General features: G+C 56.8%; 23 protein-coding genes. 18 read left to right on the top strand and 5 right to left on the bottom strand.

Annotated elements, in window-relative coordinates:
• The first annotated feature begins 44 nt into the window (after positions 1 to 44).
• From ACIOWA_RS03755 to ACIOWA_RS03680, 16 genes are all read left to right on the top strand, one after another.
• Entirely contained in the window at positions 45 to 296 is a 252-nt protein-coding gene (locus ACIOWA_RS03755; protein WP_339433074.1) for a hypothetical protein, read from the top strand.
• Between the two features lie 5 nt (positions 297 to 301).
• Entirely contained in the window at positions 302 to 628 is a 327-nt protein-coding gene (locus tag ACIOWA_RS03750) for a GPW/gp25 family protein (protein WP_401158286.1), read from the top strand.
• Positions 625 to 1,512 carry a baseplate J/gp47 family protein gene (locus ACIOWA_RS03745; RefSeq protein WP_401158284.1) on the top strand — a complete coding sequence of 296 codons (888 nt, stop codon included), beginning with the start codon at positions 625 to 627 and terminating at the stop codon, positions 1,510 to 1,512. Before ACIOWA_RS03750 ends, ACIOWA_RS03745 begins: the two co-directional genes overlap by 4 nt.
• 1 nt (position 1,513) lies before the next feature.
• A complete protein-coding gene (locus tag ACIOWA_RS03740) occupies positions 1,514 to 2,122 on the top strand; it encodes a phage tail protein I (RefSeq protein ID WP_401158282.1) in 609 nt (202 codons plus the stop codon).
• Positions 2,115 to 3,659: a phage tail protein gene (locus ACIOWA_RS03735; protein ID WP_401158280.1), complete on the top strand. Its 1,545-nt coding sequence runs from the start codon at positions 2,115 to 2,117 to the stop codon at positions 3,657 to 3,659. The genes ACIOWA_RS03740 and ACIOWA_RS03735 overlap by 8 nt, the downstream gene beginning before the upstream one ends.
• 9 nt (positions 3,660 to 3,668) lie before the next feature.
• Positions 3,669 to 4,103 (top strand): tail fiber assembly protein, encoded by a 435-nt coding sequence (locus ACIOWA_RS03730; RefSeq protein ID WP_401158278.1) that lies wholly within the window; start codon positions 3,669 to 3,671, stop codon positions 4,101 to 4,103.
• Between the two features lie 103 nt (positions 4,104 to 4,206).
• The gene (locus tag ACIOWA_RS03725) at positions 4,207 to 5,373 is read left to right on the top strand and encodes a phage tail sheath subtilisin-like domain-containing protein (protein WP_401158276.1); all 1,167 of its coding nucleotides are present in this window, start codon (positions 4,207 to 4,209) and stop codon (positions 5,371 to 5,373) included.
• Between the two features lie 13 nt (positions 5,374 to 5,386).
• On the top strand, positions 5,387 to 5,890 hold the full coding sequence (locus tag ACIOWA_RS03720; RefSeq protein ID WP_339433081.1) for a phage major tail tube protein: 504 nt from the start codon (positions 5,387 to 5,389) through the stop codon (positions 5,888 to 5,890).
• Between the two features lie 13 nt (positions 5,891 to 5,903).
• Positions 5,904 to 6,503, top strand: coding sequence for a phage tail assembly protein (locus ACIOWA_RS03715; RefSeq protein ID WP_401158274.1), 600 nt, complete (start codon positions 5,904 to 5,906; stop codon positions 6,501 to 6,503).
• A gap of 150 nt (positions 6,504 to 6,653) precedes the next feature.
• Positions 6,654 to 9,455: a phage tail tape measure protein gene (locus tag ACIOWA_RS03710; RefSeq protein ID WP_401158271.1), complete on the top strand. Its 2,802-nt coding sequence runs from the start codon at positions 6,654 to 6,656 to the stop codon at positions 9,453 to 9,455.
• A 9-nt stretch (positions 9,456 to 9,464) separates the two neighbouring features.
• On the top strand, positions 9,465 to 10,310 hold the full coding sequence (locus ACIOWA_RS03705) for a phage tail protein (RefSeq protein WP_401158269.1): 846 nt from the start codon (positions 9,465 to 9,467) through the stop codon (positions 10,308 to 10,310).
• Positions 10,285 to 10,491 carry a tail protein X gene (locus ACIOWA_RS03700; RefSeq protein WP_401158267.1) on the top strand — a complete coding sequence of 69 codons (207 nt, stop codon included), beginning with the start codon at positions 10,285 to 10,287 and terminating at the stop codon, positions 10,489 to 10,491. The genes ACIOWA_RS03705 and ACIOWA_RS03700 overlap by 26 nt, the downstream gene beginning before the upstream one ends.
• 97 nt (positions 10,492 to 10,588) lie before the next feature.
• A complete protein-coding gene (locus ACIOWA_RS03695) occupies positions 10,589 to 11,641 on the top strand; it encodes a phage late control D family protein (RefSeq protein ID WP_401158265.1) in 1,053 nt (350 codons plus the stop codon).
• A 48-nt stretch (positions 11,642 to 11,689) separates the two neighbouring features.
• Complete coding sequence (locus ACIOWA_RS03690; protein WP_401158263.1) at positions 11,690 to 12,253, top strand: glycoside hydrolase family 19 protein; 564 nt, start codon at positions 11,690 to 11,692, stop codon at positions 12,251 to 12,253.
• Complete coding sequence (locus ACIOWA_RS03685; RefSeq protein WP_401158261.1) at positions 12,235 to 12,777, top strand: lysis protein; 543 nt, start codon at positions 12,235 to 12,237, stop codon at positions 12,775 to 12,777. Before ACIOWA_RS03690 ends, ACIOWA_RS03685 begins: the two co-directional genes overlap by 19 nt.
• Before the next feature lie 150 nt (positions 12,778 to 12,927).
• A complete protein-coding gene (locus ACIOWA_RS03680) occupies positions 12,928 to 13,722 on the top strand; it encodes a DNA adenine methylase (RefSeq protein ID WP_401158259.1) in 795 nt (264 codons plus the stop codon).
• 101 nt (positions 13,723 to 13,823) lie between these two features.
• Here the strand turns inward: ACIOWA_RS03680 and ACIOWA_RS03675 are convergent, their stop codons facing one another.
• Both ACIOWA_RS03675 and ACIOWA_RS03670 read right to left on the bottom strand, forming a co-directional pair.
• Complete coding sequence (locus ACIOWA_RS03675; RefSeq protein ID WP_401158257.1) at positions 13,824 to 14,042, bottom strand: hypothetical protein; 219 nt, start codon at positions 14,040 to 14,042, stop codon at positions 13,824 to 13,826.
• Positions 14,043 to 14,318: 276 nt separating this feature from the next.
• A complete protein-coding gene (locus ACIOWA_RS03670; RefSeq protein ID WP_401158256.1) occupies positions 14,319 to 16,919 on the bottom strand; it encodes an NB-ARC domain-containing protein in 2,601 nt (866 codons plus the stop codon).
• 730 nt (positions 16,920 to 17,649) lie between these two features.
• Here ACIOWA_RS03670 and ACIOWA_RS03665 point away from each other — a divergent pair.
• Entirely contained in the window at positions 17,650 to 18,153 is a 504-nt protein-coding gene (locus ACIOWA_RS03665) for an inclusion body family protein (protein WP_401158254.1), read from the top strand.
• A gap of 123 nt (positions 18,154 to 18,276) precedes the next feature.
• Positions 18,277 to 18,816: an AidA/PixA family protein gene (locus tag ACIOWA_RS03660; RefSeq protein ID WP_401158252.1), complete on the top strand. Its 540-nt coding sequence runs from the start codon at positions 18,277 to 18,279 to the stop codon at positions 18,814 to 18,816.
• Between the two features lie 217 nt (positions 18,817 to 19,033).
• On the opposite strand, the gene ACIOWA_RS03655 is transcribed toward ACIOWA_RS03660, so the two are convergent.
• From ACIOWA_RS03655 to ACIOWA_RS03645, 3 genes are read right to left on the bottom strand one after another with little or no spacing between them, the layout of a single operon-like run.
• On the bottom strand, positions 19,034 to 19,396 hold the full coding sequence (locus ACIOWA_RS03655) for a hypothetical protein (RefSeq protein ID WP_401158250.1): 363 nt from the start codon (positions 19,394 to 19,396) through the stop codon (positions 19,034 to 19,036).
• Entirely contained in the window at positions 19,381 to 20,163 is a 783-nt protein-coding gene (locus tag ACIOWA_RS03650; protein ID WP_401158248.1) for a hypothetical protein, read from the bottom strand. The genes ACIOWA_RS03655 and ACIOWA_RS03650 overlap by 16 nt, the downstream gene beginning before the upstream one ends.
• Before the next feature lie 10 nt (positions 20,164 to 20,173).
• The gene (locus tag ACIOWA_RS03645; protein ID WP_401158246.1) at positions 20,174 to 20,719 is read right to left on the bottom strand and encodes a PAAR domain-containing protein; all 546 of its coding nucleotides are present in this window, start codon (positions 20,717 to 20,719) and stop codon (positions 20,174 to 20,176) included.
• Positions 20,720 to 20,781 lie beyond the last annotated feature (62 nt).

The raw sequence follows: 20,781 nt of genomic DNA, 5'->3' as shown, positions 1-20,781 counted from the left end.
TCCAGCCCGCCGCGTGCGGGTTTTTTGTGCCTGGAGAAAAACGAATGGCCAAGATCAATGATCAGTCGGTCGAAGAGCAATTACCGTCGACGATTCGTCAGCCCGTTACCGTTCAACCGCGAACGCCCGATCTGCTGCTGAAGTTTCGCGACAAGCTCTATACCTCGCGCACCCTGTGCATCCCTGGAACGGATCGCACCTTGGCGGTGGCCAAGCACACGGTCGAGGTGTCGGCGTCCGATGAACAGGCTGTCAGCTTCCTGAAGACGCATCCCGAACTTGAACCGCTGGAGTGACTTAGATGATCGGAATGGATCGCCACACCGGCCAGCCCATTTCCGGCATCGAGCATCTGCGGCAATCCATCCCTGACATTCTGAGCACGCCGCTGGGTAGCCGGCGGCACCGGCCCGAATACGGTAGCAAGGTGCGGCGGTTTATCGACCTGCCCGTTAACAAGGGTTGGATCAGCGCCGTGCAGGCTGAAGTCGCCCGCGCGCTGGGTCGCTGGGAGCCGCGTTTGAAGCTGGATCAGGTGAGCGTCGTTTCGGTCATCGGCGGGCAAATCAATCTGAAAATCGCCGGGCGGTACCAAGGCGACAGCGTCACGCTGGAGGTGGCCGTATGAGTATCGTGGATTTGTCGTCGCTGCCGGCTCCGACTGTGCTGGAGCCGTTGGACTTCGAAGAGACTTATCAGGATGGGCTAGGGGTCTTTCGCGGTTACATGGGCGACAACTGGACGGCCGCCCTTGAAAGCGATCCAGTGGTGAAGGTGATCGAGGTCGGTGCCTATATCAAGGTCGGCAACCGCGCCCGGGTCAATGATGGCGCTAAGGCTCTGTTGCTGGCACACGCGATTGGCAGTGACCTCGATCACTTGGGGGCAAACGTCAATCTGAAACGCCTGGTTATTCAGGCGGCGGATCTGCAAGCGGTGCCGCCGGTGCCTGAGGTCAAGGAGGAAGATGATCCGTTTCGCGAGCGCATCCAGTTGGCCTATGAAGGGCTGACCACGGCCGGCCCGCGTAACAGCTACATCCTGCACGCGCGCAACGCCTCCGGGTTGGTGGCGGACGCGTCGGCCGAAAGTCCGGCGCCTTGTTACGTTACGGTAACGGTGCTGAGTTCTGAGGGGGAGGGGCGCGGCGTGGCCAGTCCTGAGTTGCTGGCGACGGTGCGGACGGCGCTGAATGATGACGATGTGCGGCCGGTTGGCGATCGCGTCACGGTAAAAAGTGCGGAAATCATTGATTACCGCATTGAAGCCATTCTGCACATGGCCGGCGCTGGCCCCGAGATGGATGCCAGTTTGGCCGAAGCCAAAGCTCGCTTGGCGGCGTGGATCAATCCACGCAAGCGGCTGGGGGTTGAGGTGGCCCGTTCGGCGATCGATGCTCAATTGCACGTTGCCGGCGTTTCCCGGGTTGAGTTGCCCGGCTGGGTCGACTTGGCCCCGACCAAGGAGCAGGCGGCGTACTGCATGGATTACACCGTGACGATGGCGGGCTGACATGAAGAGCCTACTGCCGATCAATAGCACGCAACTGGAACGGGCCATGGAGGCCGCGTTCTTCGAAAAAACAATTGTCCCGCTGCGCGATCTTTACAACGCCGATACCTGCCCGGTGCATCTGCTGCCGCATTTGGCGTGGGCGTGGTCGGTCGATCGCTGGGATTATCGGTGGTCTGAAGCGACCAAGCGCGCAGCCATCAAAGCGTCTTTCTACATCCACAAGCACAAGGGCACGATCGGCGCGCTGCGCCGGGTGGTCGAGCCGCTGGGCTATCTCATTGAGATTGTCGAGTGGTTCCAGACCGTGCCCGAAGGCGTGCCGGGCACTTTCGCGCTGAAGGTCGGCGTTCTCGACACCGGTATCACCGAGGAAATGTATCAGGAGCTAGAGCGCCTGATAGACGACGCCAAACCCGTCACGCGGCACCTGACCGGGCTGGCGATCAGCCTGGAAACGCAAGGCAATCTGAATATTGCCGTGTCCCTCTTTGAGGGCGACGAAATCGACGTTTACCCACCCGTCATGCGTGACATTGAGGTCGCCGGCAGCTTTGGCGTGGTCGGTCGCGAACACACCATAGACACCCTGGACGTTTATTATGATTGATGCGAATTCGCAGTTTTTCGCGATCCTCACGAACGTGGGGATGGCCAAGCAGGCCAACGCCGACGCGCTCGGCATTCCCTGGCTGATCACGCAAATGGGCGTAGGCGATGCCAACCCGGCCGGTGTGGAAAACCCGGCCAACCCGGTTCCGTCTCCGACGCAATCCAAGCTAATCAACGAGTGGCGGCGTAAGCCACTCAACCAACTGAAGATCGACCCGGTCAACCCGGCAGTGATCATTGCCGAGCAGATCATTCCGGCCGATGAGGGCGGTAAGTGGATCCGCGAAATCGGCCTGTACGATGCGGACGGGGATCTGGTGGCAGTGGCCAACTGCGCGCCGAGCTTCAAGCCGCTGCTGTCGCAAGGCTCGGGCCGCACACAGATTGTGCGGATGAACTTCATTGTCACCAGCACCGGCAACATTCAGCTCAAGATCGACCCGGCGATTGTTCTGGCCTCGCGAGCCTACGTCGACGCGGCCATTCTGGAAGTGCTGCCGAAGAACAAAACGCCCGGCGAATACACGCGGGTCAAGGTCAACGATCGCGGAATTGTGGTGGAGGGTGACAACCCGGACACGCTGGCCAAGATGGGCATTAAGGACAGCTACACCAAGGCCGAGGTTGAGGCGATGATTGCGCAGGCTTCAGCGCTGCCAGTGGGGGCCACGGTGGCGTTTCCGGTGGATAAGGTTGCGCCCGGGTTTCTGGAGTTGGACGGCAGTGTCAAAAGCATTGCTGTCTATCCCGATTTGGCGGCATTCCTCGGCACGGCGTTCAACAAGGGCGACGAGGGAGCGGGCAATTTCCGGTTGCCTGAGACTCGCGGCGAGTTTCTGCGTGGCTGGGATCATGGGCGCGGCGTGGATGCGGGGCGAGCGATTGGTAGCTGGCAGGCTGACGACAACAAGGCCCATGTGCACAACAACAACTCCGTGAGTGGCTCGTCTGGCCGCCAAGACACCTTGTCTGGAGGCACGGGCATTTTCGTTGGTGGCGCCACCAGCGGTAACACCAGTTCAAGCGGTGGAGCCGAGGCGCGCCCGCGAAACTTGGCAGTGATGTGGTGCATTAAAGCCTGGAACGCGCCGATCAATCAGGGAAACATCGACATTGCGGCGCTCGCCGCTTTGGCGACTCAGGCCACGGAAATCAAGCTCGGTACGGCCAAGATCGCTACGCAGGCGCTGACCGATACCGGAGTGGATGACGCCTCGATCGTGACTCCGAAAAAGCTGCGTTGGGGCTTCCAGTTCCTTAAAAGTAACTCTGGTTATGTGGTGCTTCCAAGCTGGCTGGGCGGCTTGATTCTCCAGTGGGGCACCACAACTACCTCTGCCGGCGGAACTTCAAGCGTGGCGCTGCCGATGATCTTTCCAAGTGCAGTGTTAAAGGCCTTCGTTTCCGCATCTGGAACGAACTCTGTAGCTACTGTCGGCGCTGCGGCGGTGAACTCGTTAGGCGTTAACTGCTTCGCGGGGAATACGGCGGTCGGGAAGTCGGAAAACGTACAGTACCTAGTCATTGGTTATTAAGGGGAAGGTATGTTTGCTGCAAAGAAAGACGGTGTCTTTTATGGGTTTTACAACTCGGCGGTTTACGCCTCTCTTCCTGAGGATATTGTTGAAATATCTGATAAGCGTCATCGCGAGCTGTTGGCGGGGCAGGAGGTGGGGAAGATTATTGTGTGGGGTGATGATGGCTCGCCGATGCTGGTTGACTCCTTGCCGACGAGTGACGACGAACTGGCCGCTGTCGAGCGCACTTGGCGCGATCAGCGCTTGTCTGAAACTGATGGCGTGGTGACGCGCCATCGTGACGAGGTTGAGGAGGGTGTGGCAACCACGCTAACGGCCGAGCAGTATGCCGAGCTTCAGGAGTACCGCAGAGCGCTTCGAAACTGGCCGGAAGCTGGAGAGTTTCCGTTGATTGATCACCGTCCACCAGCGCCCCTCTGGCTGGCCGGTCAACTCAAATAACGCCCCGCACTGACTGGGGCGTTTTCTTTTCCGTTACGCGTAACACCAACACCCTCACAGCCTCGCGGATGCGGGGCTTTTTCGTTTCTGGAGATTGGACTTTATGAGTTTCTTTCACGGCGTTACGACCACCGAAATCAAGACCGGGGCGCGCACCATCTCGCTGCCGTCGTCCTCGATCATTGGTCTGTGCGACACCTTCACCCCTGGCGTTCTCGGCGGCGGCACCGCCCTGGCCGGTGAGTTGAAATTGATCACCACCGAGCGCGAAGCCATTGCCGCCTTTGGCCCTGACTCCGCGATCACCAAGGCCTGTCAGGCGATCTATGTCAAAGCCAAGGCGGTGATCGTCGCCATTGGCGTGCCCAAGCTGGAAGACGCCGCGCTGCAAACCTCGGCGATCATCGGCGGCGTCCTGGCCTCGGGTCAGCGTACCGGCTTGCAGGCGTTGATTGACGGCAAAAGTTTGTTCAACGCACAGCCGCGGCTGCTGATCGCACCGGGTCATACGGCAACTCAGGCGGTGGCCACGGCCATCGACAGCGTGGCGCAGAAGCTGCGCGCGATTGGCATCATCGACGGCCCGGGTACGACCGATGAGGCCGCCATGGCCTACGCCGATAACTTCGGCAGTCGCAACCTGTACATGGTCGACCCGGGTGTGAAGTATTGGGACACCGTCACCAGCTCGACAGTCGACGCGCCCGGCTCGGCTTGGGCGGCGGGTCTGTTTGCCTGGACGGATGCCGAATACGGTTTCTGGGCCTCGCCGTCGAACAAGGAATTGACTGGCATCACCGGCACCGGCCGCGCGGTCGAGTACCTGGACGGCGACGAGACTTGCCGGGCAAACCTGCTCAATAACGCGAATATCACCACGATCATTCGCGATGACGGTTATCGCCTGTGGGGCAACCGCACGCTGTCGAGCGACCCGAAATGGGCGTTCGTCACCCGCGTGCGCACGTTGTTCATTCTCATGGATGCGGTGCAGGCCGGGCACAAGTGGGCGGTTGATCGCTCGATCACCAAGACCTACGTCAGCGACGTGACCAATGGCCTCAACGCGTTCATGGGCGACCTGAAAGCCCAGGGCGCTATCATCAACTTTGAAGTGTTCCCGGACACCGAACTGAACACGGCGAGCCAGATCGCTCAGGGCAAGGTGTTTTGGCGTATCCGTTTCACCGACGTGCCGCCGGCAGAAAACCCGAATTTCCTTTTCGAAGTCACCGATCAATGGATGACCGAAGTGCTTGAAGCAGCCTAAGGGGGCTTAGTAAATGATTCCTCAGACTTTGTTTAACACCAACCTGTTCGTTGACGGCGTGAACTTCTCCGGCGACGTGCCAAGCCTGACCCTGCCCAAGCTGACCACCAAGACGGACGAGTATCGCGGTGGTGGCATGGCCGGCCCCGTCGAGATGGATCAGGGGCTTGAAAAAATGGAAGCGTCCTTTGTCACCAAGGGTGTGCGCCGCGAGTCGCTGAAATACTTCGGCTTGTCCGATGGTACGGCGTTCAACGCCACGTTCCGAGGTGCCTTTAAAGGCTTGAAGGGCGCGACCACGGCGGTGGTGGCCACCTTGCGCGGGCGCCTCAAAGAGGTCGACCTGGGCGACTGGAAGGCCGGTGATGCGGCCGAAATCAAACACGCCATTGCGGTCACTTACTACAAGCTCGAAATCGACGGGCGCCTGATGTACGAGATCGACATGGTCGCCGGCATTCAAGTGATCGACGGCAAAGACCAACTGGCGGAAGTGCGCGCCGCACTCGGCCTCTAAAGGAATAGAACACATGACTCAAGCCACTGATAAAACCCTGCCGGTCTGGCTGTCGCTCAGCGCAACCGGTGCTGTCGTGACCCTCTCGCGCCCAAGCGCTGTCAACGGTGTCGAGGTCGAAACGCTGGCCTTGCGCGCGCCGGCCGTGCGTGAGGTGCGCGCGGCTGACCGTGCATCCAAGGGCGACGAAGAACAGCGCGAATTGATGCTGTTCGCTGGTCTTGCTGAAATCGGGATCAAGGATCTGGAGGGGCTCAAGCTGACGGACTATCGCCGCGTGCAGACGGCCTATTCGCACCTGGTACCGAAAACCGATTATTCGGACTCGATGCCGGCGTGGTTGTCGCTGACCACCGATCAGGTGCTGGTAACGCTGTCGTGTCCGAGTGAGATCAACGGCGTGACGGTCGACAAGCTGGCTTTGCGTTCGCCGACCGTGGGCGACGTGCGGGCGGCCAACCGTGAGGTGGGTGGCGACGATGAGCAGCGCGAGCTGGTGTTGTTTGCTGCGTTGTCCGGCGCGTCGGTAGCGGATCTGGAGGGGCTCAAGCTGGTGGATTTTAACCGCTTGCAGGCCGGCTATTTTCGCATGGACAACGACGACGGGCTTTAACCCCAGCGTGATCAAGTCGGCGGCGAAACGTCTGGCGGCGGAAACCGGATTTTCCGCCGCTGAGATCCAGTCGATGCCGTTCGCCGATATGGTGTGGTGGCTCACGGATTGAGCCGCCACCGGTAGTGCTGGGCACATGAGGGCCATGACATGGCAAACAAACTCGCCCTCGGGCTGGTGATCGGCGGTGCCGTAAGTTCCACGGTCGGCGCCGCGTTCAAGGACGTGACCGGGCGCATCAAGCGCCTCGAGGCAGAAGGCAACAAAGCGCGGGTGCTGCAGCGCACGATTGGCGACACCATCCGCCTGCGCGAAGAATGGAAAAAGGCTCACGACACCGGCGCGGCTGGTGCGTCCAAATTACTCAATCGTTTGAACTCGAACCTCGACAGCTTGAAAAAGCAGGGGATCGAGGTCGGCCGGCTGGAAAAAGCCTATCGCTCGATGGGGCAGACGGCCAACAAGGCCGAGCTGAAAGCCAAGGGTCATCAGCAGATTGATTCTGGCGTAAAGGGCATGAAGGGCGCGGTCGGTGCGGCGGTGGTGGGCGTGGGCGCGCTGGCAGTGCCAACGAAGGTTAGCGCCGACTTTGGCGCGATCGTGCGTGACATTGCGATCAAGGCCGGCATTGCCAACAAGCCGCAAGAGCAAGAGGTGTCGCGCAAGATCATCGACACTTCGCGCGATACCGGCATGGCGCGCAACGACGTGGCCGACATTGTGAACCAGTTGGTCGGCGCCGGTATGGATCTGAGCAAGGCGCTGGAATATGCGCCCGTCGCGGCCAAGTTTGCCGTCGGGCAGGGCTCCAGCGGTGTCGACACCGCACAGATGATCAACGCCCTGGGCCAAAACGCCAAGATCACCGATGCCAAAGAGATGCAGCAAGCGCTTGAGGCGATTGCCTATCAAGGGCAGGCGGGCAGCTTTGAGGCGTCCGATATGGCCAAGTGGTTCCCTGAACTACTGGCCAACATGGGCAAGCTGGGCATCACCGGTATGGACGCGGTGACGCAATTGGGCGCCATGTTGCAAGTGCAGATGAAACAGGCCGGCAGTTCGGACGAAGCGGCCAACAACCTGAAAAACTGGATGGGGAAAATCGGTTCAAACGACACCGTCCAGGCATACAAAAAGGCTGGTATCGACTACAAGGGGTCGATGCAGACGGGCTTGCAAAACGGCCTGTCCACGCTGGAAACCAGCATGTCATTGGCTCAGAAATACATTCAGGCCACTGACCCGAAGCGTGCAGCAGCGATGGCCGAGGCGACGGCGAAGATCAGCAAGGAATCCGATCCTGAGAAAGCCAAGGCCATGATGGCCTCGCTGGAGGAATCTTTGCGCACTGGCGACCTGTTCGCGGACATGCAAGTCAAGGCCGCACTGTCGGCCTACATGCAGAACAAGGCGCTGTATAGCCAGCTTAAAAATGATTCACGCGATGCAACGGGCATCCTCGATAAAAACCTTGCCGAGCGGCGCGAGTCGTCTTCGCAGAAGTGGGCCGAGATGGCGCAGTCGATGGATGACGCCATGCGCAGCGTGGGAGACGCGCTGCGTCCGGTGACCGACACCGTCGCCGAGACGCTGACCAAAGTCACCAAGGGCATCACCGCACTGTCTGACAGCTCGCCCGGGGTGGTGACGGGCATCGTGGCGGTCGGTGGTGGCTTGATCGCTCTGAAAGGCCTTTTCAGCTCGTTCAAGATCGGTAAAGGCCTGTTCAATCTAGCGCGTGGGACGCTGGGCGGCGGCAAGTCCGGCGAAGTGCAGAAGGTCTTTGTGACCAACGCCAAGGACGGCGCCGGCGATGGTGATGACAAGGACGATGAGCCCAAAGGCAAGGCCGGCAAGGCTTTGTCGCTGGTGGAAACCGGTCTGAAGGCGGTTGCGGCCATGAAGGGCACGCCAGTGGATGGCGAGGATGAAGGCGAGGGGGGAGAGGGTGGCGATAAAAAGCCCGGACAGTTCGACTTGGTATCGACTGGCCTCAAAGTGGTTTCGCTGGCAAAGGATGCGGCATCTGGCCTCGATGACGATGGCGCCGAAGGTGGCGGTGATGACGGCGTAAAGAAGGTTTTTGTCGTCAATGCCAGCGCCATGGGTGGTGGTGGCGGTGGTGCGGATGGCCCGGGCGAGTCGCGCCGGCGTGGACGTGGGCGTGGCTCGCGGCGCAGTGCCCCGCGTCGGGGGCGGTTGCCTCGTCCTGGGTCGTCGCTGCCGCCCTTGCGCCGTCCGCCGATCCCTCCGGTGCCACCGGTTCCGGCCGGCGCGATGGCCAAGCTGGGCAGTGTTGTGCAGGCCGTCGGCAAGGTCGGAAAAATCGCCAAGGTGATCCCGGGCGGCTCGATGCTGGAAGCCGGCGCCATGGCCTTTGATACGTTTCAGAACGCCGAGACCAAGGACGAAAAGGCCGAGGGTTACGGCGCAGCGGCTGGCAATCTGGCGGGCACCATGGCCGGTGCAGCGGCGGGGGCGGCCATCGGTTCGGTGGTGCCGGTCATTGGTACGGCGATCGGCGGTTTGATTGGTGCCTACCTCGGCAGTCAGGGTGGTGCCGCGCTGGGCGGATCCCTGGGGAAAACGCTGTTCGGTGGCGAGGATGAAAAGCCTGAGGAAAAGCCAAAGGCGCCCGTGCCGACCACGCCGCTCATGATGGCGTCAGCGGCGCAGCAAGGCCCGGTGCTGGGGGATGCCGCGCGCTCGATGGCGGTCACTGAGCCGCTCAAGTCGGCGGCGCTGGCGATTCAGCCCAAAGAGCCGGAGAAGCCTGTGCCGGCCAAGGTGGATCAGCAGTTTCAGTATTCGCTGAGTATGCCGATCACGGTGCAGGGTGACGTCAAAGACCCGCAGCGCATGGCTCAGGATCTGATGCCGCACATGCAACGAATGATGGCGGACGCGGCGAAACAGAACGCCGCCAAGCTGTACGACGAACCTCATGTGTAAGGAGGCTTTATGGCTTACATGGAGCAGATGCAATCAAGCCTTAAGTATTTGACGGAAGCGGCAGAAACGGGCCGCCGCAGTGCCGAGGGGGTGTTAACGCCGGTCAACGGCGCCATCAGTGAGCTGACCGGCGCCGCGTCGGAGCTGGAAAATATTCCGTTTGTGGGGCCAGCGATCGGCGCCAAACTTCAGCGGGTCATGCGCAGCGTCGACGCCGCGCAAGCCAAGGTCGGGCAGGTGATGGCGGTGTATGGCCGGGCGACCCGCGCGGTGGCCGAGGTGCAGGAGCGGTTAGGCACGCTCAAGGCGCAGGCGGGCAAGGTGGCGACGACGATCAACAAGCTTGCCGGCAAGGTCAGCCCGGCGTTGGCCAACATCGTGCCGACCAGTGCCTTTGCCGTGGATGCTACTCCGGCGCCTGAGGCGGTGAAGCCGTTCCCGCACTTGCTGATCATCCAGCCGCGTGATCCGAAACTTCAGCCCTACTATTTCAACCTGGACACGGCGGCATTCGATGAGCTGACCCGCTCGACCGAATTCCGCTGGGCCTCGCAGGAGCGCTTGACGCGTCGGCCGGCGCAGCAGGCCGTGGGCATGGGTGAAGAGAAATTGACACTCAAGGGCACGATCTACCCGGGCTTCAAAGGTGGACTGAAGCAACTCGACACGTTGCGCTCGATCGGGGCCAGGCTTCAGCCGCTGACCTTGACCACGGGGTATGGCGAAGTGATCGGGACGTGGTGCCTGAAGAACATCAACGAAGAGCAGGGCGCGTTGCTGCACGGCGGCATTCCCCGTAAACAAGGGTTCACGCTGGAGTTTGTGCGCTATGGCGACGACATGCAGAACGTTTGATGGGGATATGCTCGATGTCATTTGCCATAACTTCTATGGCCATCTCAATGGCAGCACCGAGGCGGTACTGGATGCCAATCAGGGGCTGGCCGACGAGCCTCAGCCCTACCGGGGCGGTGTATTGATCGTGCTGCCGGATCTTCCTAGTCCGACCGACGAAGGGATCAGCCTGTGGGCTTGATCCTGGACGAGTCCGCCGCCGGCGAGCCCTTGCGTTACGCGTAACGGTGCATTCTTCTCTGACCCGCCTTGTGCGGGCTTTTTTTTGGACAAAATCCATGACCCCGATGTTTCGAATCGTCGCCGATGGTGCCGACGTCACGGCCAAGATCAACGATCGGCTGTTGCTGCTGCGCACCTCGGACAAGCCCGGCATGGAGTCCGACGAGTTTGAGTTGCGTATTGATGACCGGGATGGACAAGTGCAGTTGCCTCGGCGGGGCAGTTCGATCGAGGTCTATTTAGGCTATGCCGAAACCGCTTTAGCCCGCATGGGACGTTACACGGTGGACACCGTCGAAGTGTCGGGGCCGCCGGATACGATCGTGATCAAAGGCAAGGCCAGCGACATGCGTGGCAGCGGCAAGACCATCCGTAGCGGAAGCTGGGAGGACGTGCCGCTGTCGAAGATCGTGGCCGACATTGCCGCGCGCAATGGCTGGCAGCCGGTGTGCCCGGTGTCGACCAAAGTGGCGCGAGTGGATCAACTCAATGAGTCCGATTTTAATTTCATCACCCGGCTGGCCAAGCAATACGACTGCACGGCCAAGGTGGCCGATGGCAAGCTGTTGGTAATGCCACGTCAAGGCGGACAATCCGCAAGCGGCAAGGCTTTCGGCGCGGTCACGCTGACGCGCAGCGACCTCAGCCGCTGGCAATTCAGTCTCGGCGATCGCTGCTCGCACAAGGCGGTTGCGACCAAGCACCAGGACAAGAAAGACGGAAAGCTGGCCATCGTCACCATCGATAACGACGACGCGCCGGATGGCCTGCCGGCGGTGCATACCGACCGGCATATCTACCCGAATAAGACCGCTGCCCAAGCGGCCGCGAAAGCGCGTCTGGCGGCGTTCAACCGCTCGACCGCCGACGTGCGGTTTGAGATGCCTGGGCGCACGGACATTTTTGCCGAGCGGTCCATTCTCGCCCAGGGCTTCAAGGTCGGGCTTGATGGCGAGTACCTCGCCGATTCGGTTGAGCAGGTGTTTACCCAATCCGGCTGGTCGACCACGGTTGAGTGCAATGCCGGCAAGCAAGGCAAATCCAAGCCCAAGGGTAAGAAAAAGACTGACAACGCACCGCTCAAGGTCGTGAGCGTCGAGAAGCTGTAGCGTATCCCAATGCTGCCTGAGTGCGGCTTTTTTATGTCTGGAGTGTTTATGACTGTCACGGAACAACAGCTACAACGCATCATGCCGAACGCCCGCCGCCAAGCGGGCGTTTTTGTATCCGCCCTAAACACAGCCATGGCGCATCGGCAGATCAACACGCCGAAACGCCAAGCCGCGTTTTTGGCTCAACTCGGTCATGAGTCGGGTCAACTGCAGTACGTGCGGGAACTGGGCGGCGATCAGTACCTCAGCAAATACGACACCGGCAATCTGGCCGCGAAACTGGGCAACACCCCGGCAGCGGATGGCGATGGCCAGCGCTATCGCGGTCGCGGGCTGATCCAGGTTACTGGCCATGACAATTACCTGCGCTGCAGCTTGGCACTGTTCGGCGACGAGCGATTGCTGCGCACCCCTGAGCTGCTGGAGTTGCCGCAGTGGGCTGCCGAGTCGGCCGCGTGGTTCTGGTCGGTGAATGGGCTGAACGCGCTGGCCGATCAAAACGAATTCAACACGATCACCCGCAGGATCAACGGTGGCCTCAATGGCCTGCAGGATCGGCTGGAGTTGTGGGGGCGGGCGAGGGCGGTGCTATGCGTTTCGGCGAACTGATTCCGGCACCGTATCGGCTACTGGCAAAAGGCGTGCTGCTGGTCGTCTTGGTCGGTGGTTCTGCCGCCATCACCTGGCGAGTGCAGGACTGGCGTTATGGCAGCCAGCTCGCCGAACAGAGTCGCTTGCACACCGAAACCTTCAATCGGTTGGCCCAAGCCACGTCCGAGCAACAGCGTGCCGAGCAGAACAAGCGCCTCGCGCTCGAGCAGCGCCTGGCAACCAGTGAACAAACCCATTACCGAGCCTTGAGTGATGCCCAACGTGATCAAGGTCGCCTGCGCGACCGTCTTGCCACTGCTGATCTGCGCCTGTCAGTCCTACTCGACGCCACCACCGACGCCGGCAACGGATCAATGTCAGCTCCCACCGCCACCGGCGGCGTGGTTCATGGCCCCACAAGAGCCGAACTTGACCCAGCGCATGCTCAACGAATTATCAGCGTCACCGATGACGGCGACCGGGGGCTGATTGCCCTCGCGGCGTGTCAGGCATACGCCAAAGAAGTCTCAACACCGAAGTGAAAAAGAGCGGCTGATCCGGATGCGTCAACATCCGGATCAACCGCTGTCCCTGCAGATGGTCCCTGCAAGTCCAGCCGAGGCTCTTGCTCCGTGCACAAAGCGCGGCGAGCCTAGCACCTGTTTATCCATACAGTAAAGGTCTTGCTATCAATGTCTACACCCATCATCCCTTGGATGGGCGGCAAACGCCGCCTGGCCGACCGCCTCATTCCGCTTTTTCCGCCACACGAATGCTACGTTGAAGTCTTTGCCGGCGGTGCCGCGCTGTACTTCATGAAGCCTCAGCCATCGCCCGTCGAAGTCCTCAACGACATCAACGGCGACCTGGTCACGCTTTACCGCGTCGTGCAGAACCACCTCGAAGAATTCGTGCGCCAGTTCAAATGGGCGCTCAGCTCCCGACAGGTGTTCGAATGGCAGAAGATGACCCGCCCCGAAACCCTCACCGACATCCAACGCGCCGCCCGATTCTTCTACCTGCAGCACCATGCCTTCGCTGGCAAGGTCTCCGGCCAGACGTTCGGTACGGCGACCACTGCCCCGGCCATCAACCTGCTGCGCATCGAAGAAAACCTCTCGGCCGCGTGGCAGCGCCTGTCCGGCACCTACGTTGAAAATCTCCCTTGGCTTGAATGCGCTGAACGTTACGACCGTGCTCACACTTTCCACTACATGGACCCGCCTTACTGGCAGACCGCCGGCTATGGCGTGGACTTCCCGTTCGAAAACTACGAGCGGATGGCCGACTTCATGCGCCGCTGCAAAGGCAAGGTGATGGTCAGCATCAATGATCACTCGGACATCCGCCGTGTGTTCGAAGGCTTTCATTTTGAAATGCTGGACATTCGCTACAGCAATACCAATCAGCGCCAAGGCAAAGCCGAGTTAAGCGGAGAGTTGGTGATCATGAACTGGGAGCCGGCTGCTTTCGGCGGGCTGTTTTAGCCCGGCTGTTTCATAGCTTGTAAGTGGGCTTGTGGCTTGAAGCCTGCTACGCAAGGCGCTTATCGGCTCTCGGGCAGATTTCGCTGGGCGCTGTATAACATCTATAACTGCCGAAGTCGCGTGATGGCGTCAGTGATGCCTCGGGCATTCGCGTCCAGCGTTTCCATGTTCGCTATTGCGTGATCAGCGACATCCCCTACTCCATTCTCAGAGAGCCACTTAGTTACCTCTTCGATGGCCGCACATATGGCGTGCTGGTTGTACAGTAGTAATGTGAGAGCATCTGCTGTGGCGATGTGCGCTTCAGAGTTATCGGGCATGGATATCGTCCTTGAGTAACTGGCACGGAAATTCTAGCTCAATGCGGCAGGTTGGAGTCGCCCATCCGATCCTTTGAAACCTAGATTGACTTGAATCGTCATTTGCACTGTGTTTTCTGATCCCCTTAGCACCCGTAATCGGTAGTGAATGCCCATCGCTGTCCTTCGCGAAAGACGGCTAACGGCCAAAAACGGTCACCCGCACCGGATTAGCTATTTGCCAGAAACAGGTTGCTGGGCAATTAACATTAATGCCCAACAATCAGTGACGGCGCTTCAGCTTGAGCCATTTAATTTTGCGGCGAGGCTCAGACAGTGAACGTTATCTGGGTCGAGTTGCAAACCTTCCTTAACCAATTCGCTAGCCTTGAGTTCTTGATCAGTGCGCAATGCCAGCCACGCCATTCTTGAGAAGTCATTAGCGCTAGCCTCTTGCTTTCTACCCTCCATAACTCGGAGTAGGCTTTGAGCGTGAAGCCTTCTTTCCTCTCTATCCATGACCGCCTGGTCGCGCAAAAGTACATTTAGCAAGTTAGCAGTACTGGAAACATCATAAAATGGGACGGAGCTTATCTGAGCTCTCTCAATAAACGCGTGAACTTCTCCAAGCTTATCTCCTGTTTTATAACAGGCGCTCCCCAACATACGCCACGCTTCTGCAGCACTCTCTTCATCCGGCTGACTTTCGAGATATCGAGTTAACTCCTGTTTGGCCCTTCCGACATCTTCCTTTCGCTCGGACTGAAGATGTAAGCGAGCCAGAATCATCCATCCAGCGCTATATGCTCTGCAAATCATCTCTATTATAGGGTAGTAGTCATCCCAGCTCTCTCCTGCCTCTACGCGACGAGCAACGTTGCTTATCAATTTTTCCAGCTTGTGAGCAAGCCCCAAATGAACGTCATCACTTCGGCTCGGACCGAGCATTTGCAAAACCTCAACGTCACTTTGAATGGACGCGCGAAGCGGACTTACACTAAACTTCCTATGCGCAAAGACTGTAGCAACAAGCGGTAGCTTAATGAAGTCCTGGTCATCTGATGGTGCTTTATGTAGTTCTGCAAGCGAGAAATCAATAATCGCCTGCACTCCATTTTCGATTTCACGCCTCTCCGCAGTAGAGCGCATCAGCACAGCTTCAAGTGCTATGCGTGGTACAGAGGAGTTCCAAGCGGACAAAGTTAAGAGGGCACGTTGCGCGCATGGTGTAAGTGAAGCATAGGTCCTTTCGAACAGAGCAGTTAATAGCTCGTCGTTGCCTGCAAGCAATTTTTCAATATTAGCTGCGCGGCCTGTCCTCCTGAACTCACCCAGCAATATTTTTATAATATATGGATGACCTTCCGAGTGCTTTATTAGCTGATCAACATAGGCGGGGGTGATGGCGTCAGCTATACCAAGCGACCTCACAGTTTTATCGATGAGACTTAAGGCCTCTTCTTCCTCCATGCCGCTGACTTCGAGCGGGTAATCTCCCTTGAAGTCACGAAGTCTTGTTGTAATCAACGCCTTATTTGGACTGCGAATATATGTGTCGATCCAATTAAATACATCTACCGGATTCTGCGTAGTTTCAAAATTATCGAATACATACAAACAGGCGCCAACATCATTTCTCTCAAGCTGGCCTTCAAAAAAAGCTCGGGTATTGAAACCCTTGGCTTTTCTATCGGAATCTGAAAGTACTAGGGTTGAGTAAAGTCTGCCCATGTCCTCTATAGAAATCACAGCCGGTTTAACTGGCTTTGGCCCGGCGAATTGTAAATCTACATCTCGAGCACTTAACCAGATAACTGCCTGATATTGCGACTCGGTATAAATCTCTTGAATTACTTTAATGGAAAGTGATGTCTTCCCTATTCCTCCTCGCCCGACCAGTGTAATAATCGGCCGCCGATCGTCTCGCAGTAAAGCTTTTAACTCATTTTCTAATGCCGGGCGAGAAACGTAATCATCGATTATGTCCGGCACATTAGAAAGGCAATTGCCTTTTACTGTTAATTCTCCTTGCCCCTCCGTCTCACTTGACGGCAGTATACCGGGCGGCGTTAAATATTGAGAAAGATCGCCTTCTATTTTATCGTCCGACAGGTATGATATTAGTTCATAACTTTTCCCACCGACTCCTCCATTGGCAAAGAAAAAATCTCTTAGCTCGGGTGCAGCCACTACGAGATTAACTTTTTTAAAACCGCCAAGGTATACATATATGCCGTTCGCATAGCTATGAGTACTTTGAGACCGTAGACAGCTAAACGGCTCGCCATCGCCGGAAATCATTGAGACTCGATATTTGCCAGAATAGTTTCGATTTATATCAGCCCAAGGGCGATTCAGAAGGGAGATATTCTTGTAAATTAGTTCTATGCTTCTATGTAGCTCGCCAGCGCCTAAACTTGCTCTCGAGGCAGATGTCGCCCCATGACCTCGGGTCTTATTTCGCATTGTTACGAAAAGACGAAACCATCGTTTCAGATCGCTCTTTACTGGAACCTCTTCACAGTCAATACCAAGCGCATCAAGAGATGCCTTAAGGCTTATTACTGCTTTGTACTGCCAATCACTAGAGACACAATGCTTTGTAAGCTCACTTTGCTCACCTCGAGCATCTGCTATAAGATATTGCGACGCAGGCCCGGTTAGCGCGTCCTCCAAGACCCTCCCCCAGTCGCCTAAACCGTCAGCACGCACTAACTTATGCTCTAGCCGGTAGCGATTTCTCTCACTGTCATCTCCAAGCGCAGCCACCATACCTAATGTAATTAGTTTGAAGAGAGCTTCACCCGCGAGCAGCAAGGAAAAGAAATACTCAAAATCTGACTCGCTTCGTGCGTTATCGACTCGATCAATGACTTGCTGAATTGCGAGGTGTGCCATTGCGTTCTTCCTTGAGCCAAACAAAACTGAGATATCAGACGATATCTCTTTGCTGCGGCATACTCCACCCCTCAATTTAGGTCTTTAGATAAAATTTTGGTTGCACATGTCGATGCGCTTTTGCCAGGTGTAGCTTTCATCATGAATGCTCGTTTCGAAGGCAAGCGACCTTACTCCGGAGGGCTACTATCGGCGAAAGCACAGCTAGACTGGTGGTCCGCTTTTGGCCGATTGATGCGTGTCAGAGGGATTAGGTTTGCCTATCTTTAGGATTTCTTATCGGGACCGTGAACCAGGGAGATAAGAGTGGTGAGGGTGTTGCAAAAATGGAGAGTATCGTAGGCATATCCATGCCAATCATGCGTTTGTGCATGCAGTGGGGGTATGCACTGGACCTCAATAGATACAAGGGGTTGGGGCTTAACAACCGGAGTACTCCTGCGCAATCGAGGAATGAAGCGGGAGTTTCTTATCGCCAAATCAGCGTAACTCATAATCGGATCGACCGTTCGTCTAGCGAACAGTAAAGCAATTTTGACAGCCTATAAATCGTATCTATAGTTCAATTCGCGGTCAGTCGGAAGGAACCCGACTTGGCAGAGAGCGAGGCTAGTTCGAGCCTTGTGCAGGATGGGTTCCGCCTGCAGTGTTTCAGCAACGGCCGTAAGGCAGCAAGCGTTGTCATGCCGAGAAGTTGCCGGACAATCACTTATGAACAAGGAGCTTTACTATGTCTCGAGTCACGGATGTGCTGGTATCTATCGACACTGAAACCATTCTGAAAAACTACCCGAACATCAGCAAAAATCCCGCTTCGCCAACAATGATCGACGTCAATCATGTGTACATGGTGACCAATCGTGACAACGTAATCAATGGACAGGCGGGTGGTGAACTCAACTTGAAAGCCCGGGTTGGCGACCTAGTTCGTTGGCGTGAAACCAGCCTATCGCAGAGCTTCGAGACCGCGGTAATTTTCTACAAATTCATCGCCAACCAAGGCAATAACTTGATCTCCACACCCACCCCTCGGGAAGCTGAAGCTTGCGTTGCTGTTCCCAATCCGGATAACCCGTCGGTGCCAAGTTGTCAGAAAGTTGCTAACCATTACTGGTCCTCAGAAACGCTGAAGACCGGCAGCGTTACTTATCACTTCCATTTCCTGATTGTTGATCGCGACTGCAAAATCGTTGGCTGCTGCTCATGGGATCCGTTCATAACCATTAGCAACTGACTCAGGCAGGCCCCTTGACGCCAAGGGGCTTTTTCCATTCGTTGCCGTTTCGTCAGGAACAGGAAGTCTTGTATGAACTGAATCGGCCGCTGTCTTGTGCCAACATCATGAAAGGAATCCATGATGACTTCCGAATCGATCCAATCGACTGCATCCAATGTCGCTACGACCAACAATGTGCTATTGGTCGTTGATGCTGAATCGTTGTTCGAAAAGTATCCAACGCCTAGCAAGGATCCCGAAAGGCCGACGTCCATTAGCGATGGTTTTGTATTTTTTGTTAGTGGGATGAACGTCGAAAAATTAGTTAAAAATGACAGTAAGTACTCGCTGAATGCGAGCAATGAGAACATTTTGCATATTCGTGGCAGGACGGTCAGCCTGATCGCCGAGCATAGTGTGGTTTTTTACGATATAACCGTGGGAGAATCCCAAGTGCTTTCGCCTCCAAAACTGCAGTTCAGCAGTGGCCTCAACGTACCGGCGCCCAACCCTGAAAAACCGGTCGAGCCAGGAAACCATCAAGCCGATGATTATTATTGGGAATGCACGTATCTGAACCCCGGCGTGGCTGCCTTGAAGTTGTGCTTCATGATAGTTAATCAGCAGTGCGATGTAGTGGGGTATTTCAGTTGGGAAATTGAGCTGACGCTTTCTGCTTGACTGATTTCAATAAGCATAGCAAAGGTAGAGTTGAAGGGGGTTAGGGCAAAATTAGGAAAAATTCAAGGCCGTCTTAGACCGCAAGGCGCCATGAACTGAGGAAGAAAACGCCGTATTATCCGGCCTTAAGCGGTACGGACTGATGTAAGAAGGGGTTCGAATCCCTATCTGCTGATCACTGTGCCGGTTGAGGGGATTCGTATGGACGCACTAATTGCTAGGCGTGATGAAACCTCAAAAGCTCCTTCCAGATGTAACCGTAGCTGAAGCGCAGCCAACTAATTTTTAACCGGTCGAAGCTACGTCGTAGCCAACTGTCTTCTCGCGCTTTAAGTTCTTTGGCTATTTCTTCTAGTAACCATTCATCCTGAAACCCACTCCAAACAGGAGGGACGGGTGCTTCTAAATTGCTGAAACACACAGGAGCTACCTCTGAATACAAGATGTCTTCAACGACCTTTGGGTCGTAGCCCTGGATTCGTTCTGCGATAGAGGCATAGTCGACAGCGCTGTCTACGAAGGTTTCTGCCAGCGCGATCTGGATACTTGCTCGTTCCGCAGGAGTCAGAATATGTCCCAATGTGCCAGCTCCTCTAGCTCTGCGTCGAACGTATCAGCCGCGACCCCGCCAGCGATGCCGCCGGCGATGCTTCCAATGAGAACAACGGCTATGGCACAGGCCGGAGCTCCAGGACCACAAAGAGCGGATATGCCCAAGCCCGCCAGAAACCCACCAGCCGCACCTCCACCGAGGATGGTGGCTTGACGGGCCGTTTCCTTGGCCTTGTCGTCTGCGTTCAGTATTTGGTATGTGGCAAGCACCGCAGTCATGATTATGCCTACCTTGCCCATAACAGACATGATTTTGGTTCCAGCAGAGAACTTGGCATTGGCACTGCCAGACCGCTCTAGTGCTTTGTACAAGACTTCTTTCTGTTGAGCCTTAGAAAGTTGTTCGTAATTTTTGTTGAACTGGGTTTGAGACTTTCCGTCAAGGATTTCGCTGTATGTTTTTCCAGTCTTTTTCTTTTTTTGCGCGATGGCCAAGCCCTGTGCAGAGGTAAACTTGCGGTGTTCGTACATGATTTTGTTGCGCATCTCGTTGCTGAACTTTGTCGCGTCTTCGACGCTGATATTGCCGGCTCTCACGTCAGCGAGTATCTGCTGTGACATTCGTCGAATATTGCCCTCGTAGCTCGCACGGACGCGTTCGTCCTTTATGGCATCGATGGAAAAACGACTCGCCGCCCCCTCCATGCCTGCAACCGCCATCTCAAGCGGAGACCGCTCGAGCGTATGTTCGCTTTTGACAACATAACTTCCGGTTACCAAGTTCGGTTCGCTCACGAGAATATCCTTATCCCAAAATGTCGTTCAGTAGTCCGTCGATACCTGCGACTGTGCAGGTGCTCTCGTCTTGGGCAAATGCCAAGGTATGGCATGTCTTTCCAGTGGGGTTGGAGAATTTGACTGAGTTGTTCGCGTCGAAGACGCCGGGCATGGAGGAGCCGTCGTCAAAGTGAGCTGTGCAGGAAAATCCTTCATAGCTTTCTTCCGCAGGAATTTTAAAGCCGATCCAGTTTCCGTGGATGACCATGGGCGTGGGCGGAATAAAGTGGGTGGGAGTATGCACGCTGCCGATGATGACTGTGCCCGAACCGCCTATCACGACATCGCCATGGGTGCCGACAGTGCCGACTAATGCGGCATTTTTTCCGTTGATAAACACGGTGCCGGACACTTCCGAGGCTAGCGCGCTGCCGCAGGTACACGTGTCATCTTTGCGGGCGGCTGCAAGACCTTCGAAGAACACATCAGGAGAGCCGGACGCGATAGCTTTGGGACCGTGCCCGGGTATGGGGCAACTGGTTGGGTCGGTGATGCGTGCAGCTGGCTTTGCCATGATTGACTCCCTGTCAAAGAATTTAACGGGAACAACTGTATCAGACCTGCTTTGAGAAATGG

The sequence above is a fragment of the Pseudomonas sp. NPDC087614 genome, from assembly GCF_044743485.1.
Classification (GTDB): domain Bacteria; phylum Pseudomonadota; class Gammaproteobacteria; order Pseudomonadales; family Pseudomonadaceae; genus Aquipseudomonas; species Aquipseudomonas baetica_A.
Note: the sequence above shows the minus strand (reverse complement) of the source record. Positions and strands in the feature narration are given on the sequence as shown.

Excerpts from the sequence above, each read along its gene's own strand:
- ACIOWA_RS03755 (WP_339433074.1), top strand. The coding sequence starts at position 45 with ATGGCCAAGATCAATGATCAGTCGGTCGAAGAGCAATTACCGTCGACG.
- ACIOWA_RS03750 (WP_401158286.1), top strand. The coding sequence starts at position 302 with ATGATCGGAATGGATCGCCACACCGGCCAGCCCATTTCCGGCATCGAG.
- ACIOWA_RS03745 (WP_401158284.1), top strand. The coding sequence starts at position 625 with ATGAGTATCGTGGATTTGTCGTCGCTGCCGGCTCCGACTGTGCTGGAG.
- ACIOWA_RS03740 (WP_401158282.1), top strand. The coding sequence starts at position 1,514 with ATGAAGAGCCTACTGCCGATCAATAGCACGCAACTGGAACGGGCCATG.
- ACIOWA_RS03735 (WP_401158280.1), top strand. The coding sequence starts at position 2,115 with ATGATTGATGCGAATTCGCAGTTTTTCGCGATCCTCACGAACGTGGGG.
- ACIOWA_RS03730 (WP_401158278.1), top strand. The coding sequence starts at position 3,669 with ATGTTTGCTGCAAAGAAAGACGGTGTCTTTTATGGGTTTTACAACTCG.
- ACIOWA_RS03725 (WP_401158276.1), top strand. The coding sequence starts at position 4,207 with ATGAGTTTCTTTCACGGCGTTACGACCACCGAAATCAAGACCGGGGCG.
- ACIOWA_RS03720 (WP_339433081.1), top strand. The coding sequence starts at position 5,387 with ATGATTCCTCAGACTTTGTTTAACACCAACCTGTTCGTTGACGGCGTG.
- ACIOWA_RS03715 (WP_401158274.1), top strand. The coding sequence starts at position 5,904 with ATGACTCAAGCCACTGATAAAACCCTGCCGGTCTGGCTGTCGCTCAGC.
- ACIOWA_RS03710 (WP_401158271.1), top strand. The coding sequence starts at position 6,654 with ATGGCAAACAAACTCGCCCTCGGGCTGGTGATCGGCGGTGCCGTAAGT.
- ACIOWA_RS03705 (WP_401158269.1), top strand. The coding sequence starts at position 9,465 with ATGGCTTACATGGAGCAGATGCAATCAAGCCTTAAGTATTTGACGGAA.
- ACIOWA_RS03700 (WP_401158267.1), top strand. The coding sequence starts at position 10,285 with ATGGCGACGACATGCAGAACGTTTGATGGGGATATGCTCGATGTCATT.
- ACIOWA_RS03695 (WP_401158265.1), top strand. The coding sequence starts at position 10,589 with ATGACCCCGATGTTTCGAATCGTCGCCGATGGTGCCGACGTCACGGCC.
- ACIOWA_RS03690 (WP_401158263.1), top strand. The coding sequence starts at position 11,690 with ATGACTGTCACGGAACAACAGCTACAACGCATCATGCCGAACGCCCGC.
- ACIOWA_RS03685 (WP_401158261.1), top strand. The coding sequence starts at position 12,235 with ATGCGTTTCGGCGAACTGATTCCGGCACCGTATCGGCTACTGGCAAAA.
- ACIOWA_RS03680 (WP_401158259.1), top strand. The coding sequence starts at position 12,928 with ATGTCTACACCCATCATCCCTTGGATGGGCGGCAAACGCCGCCTGGCC.
- ACIOWA_RS03675 (WP_401158257.1), bottom strand. The coding sequence starts at position 14,042 with ATGCCCGATAACTCTGAAGCGCACATCGCCACAGCAGATGCTCTCACA.
- ACIOWA_RS03670 (WP_401158256.1), bottom strand. The coding sequence starts at position 16,919 with ATGGCACACCTCGCAATTCAGCAAGTCATTGATCGAGTCGATAACGCA.
- ACIOWA_RS03665 (WP_401158254.1), top strand. The coding sequence starts at position 17,650 with ATGTCTCGAGTCACGGATGTGCTGGTATCTATCGACACTGAAACCATT.
- ACIOWA_RS03660 (WP_401158252.1), top strand. The coding sequence starts at position 18,277 with ATGACTTCCGAATCGATCCAATCGACTGCATCCAATGTCGCTACGACC.
- ACIOWA_RS03645 (WP_401158246.1), bottom strand. The coding sequence starts at position 20,719 with ATGGCAAAGCCAGCTGCACGCATCACCGACCCAACCAGTTGCCCCATA.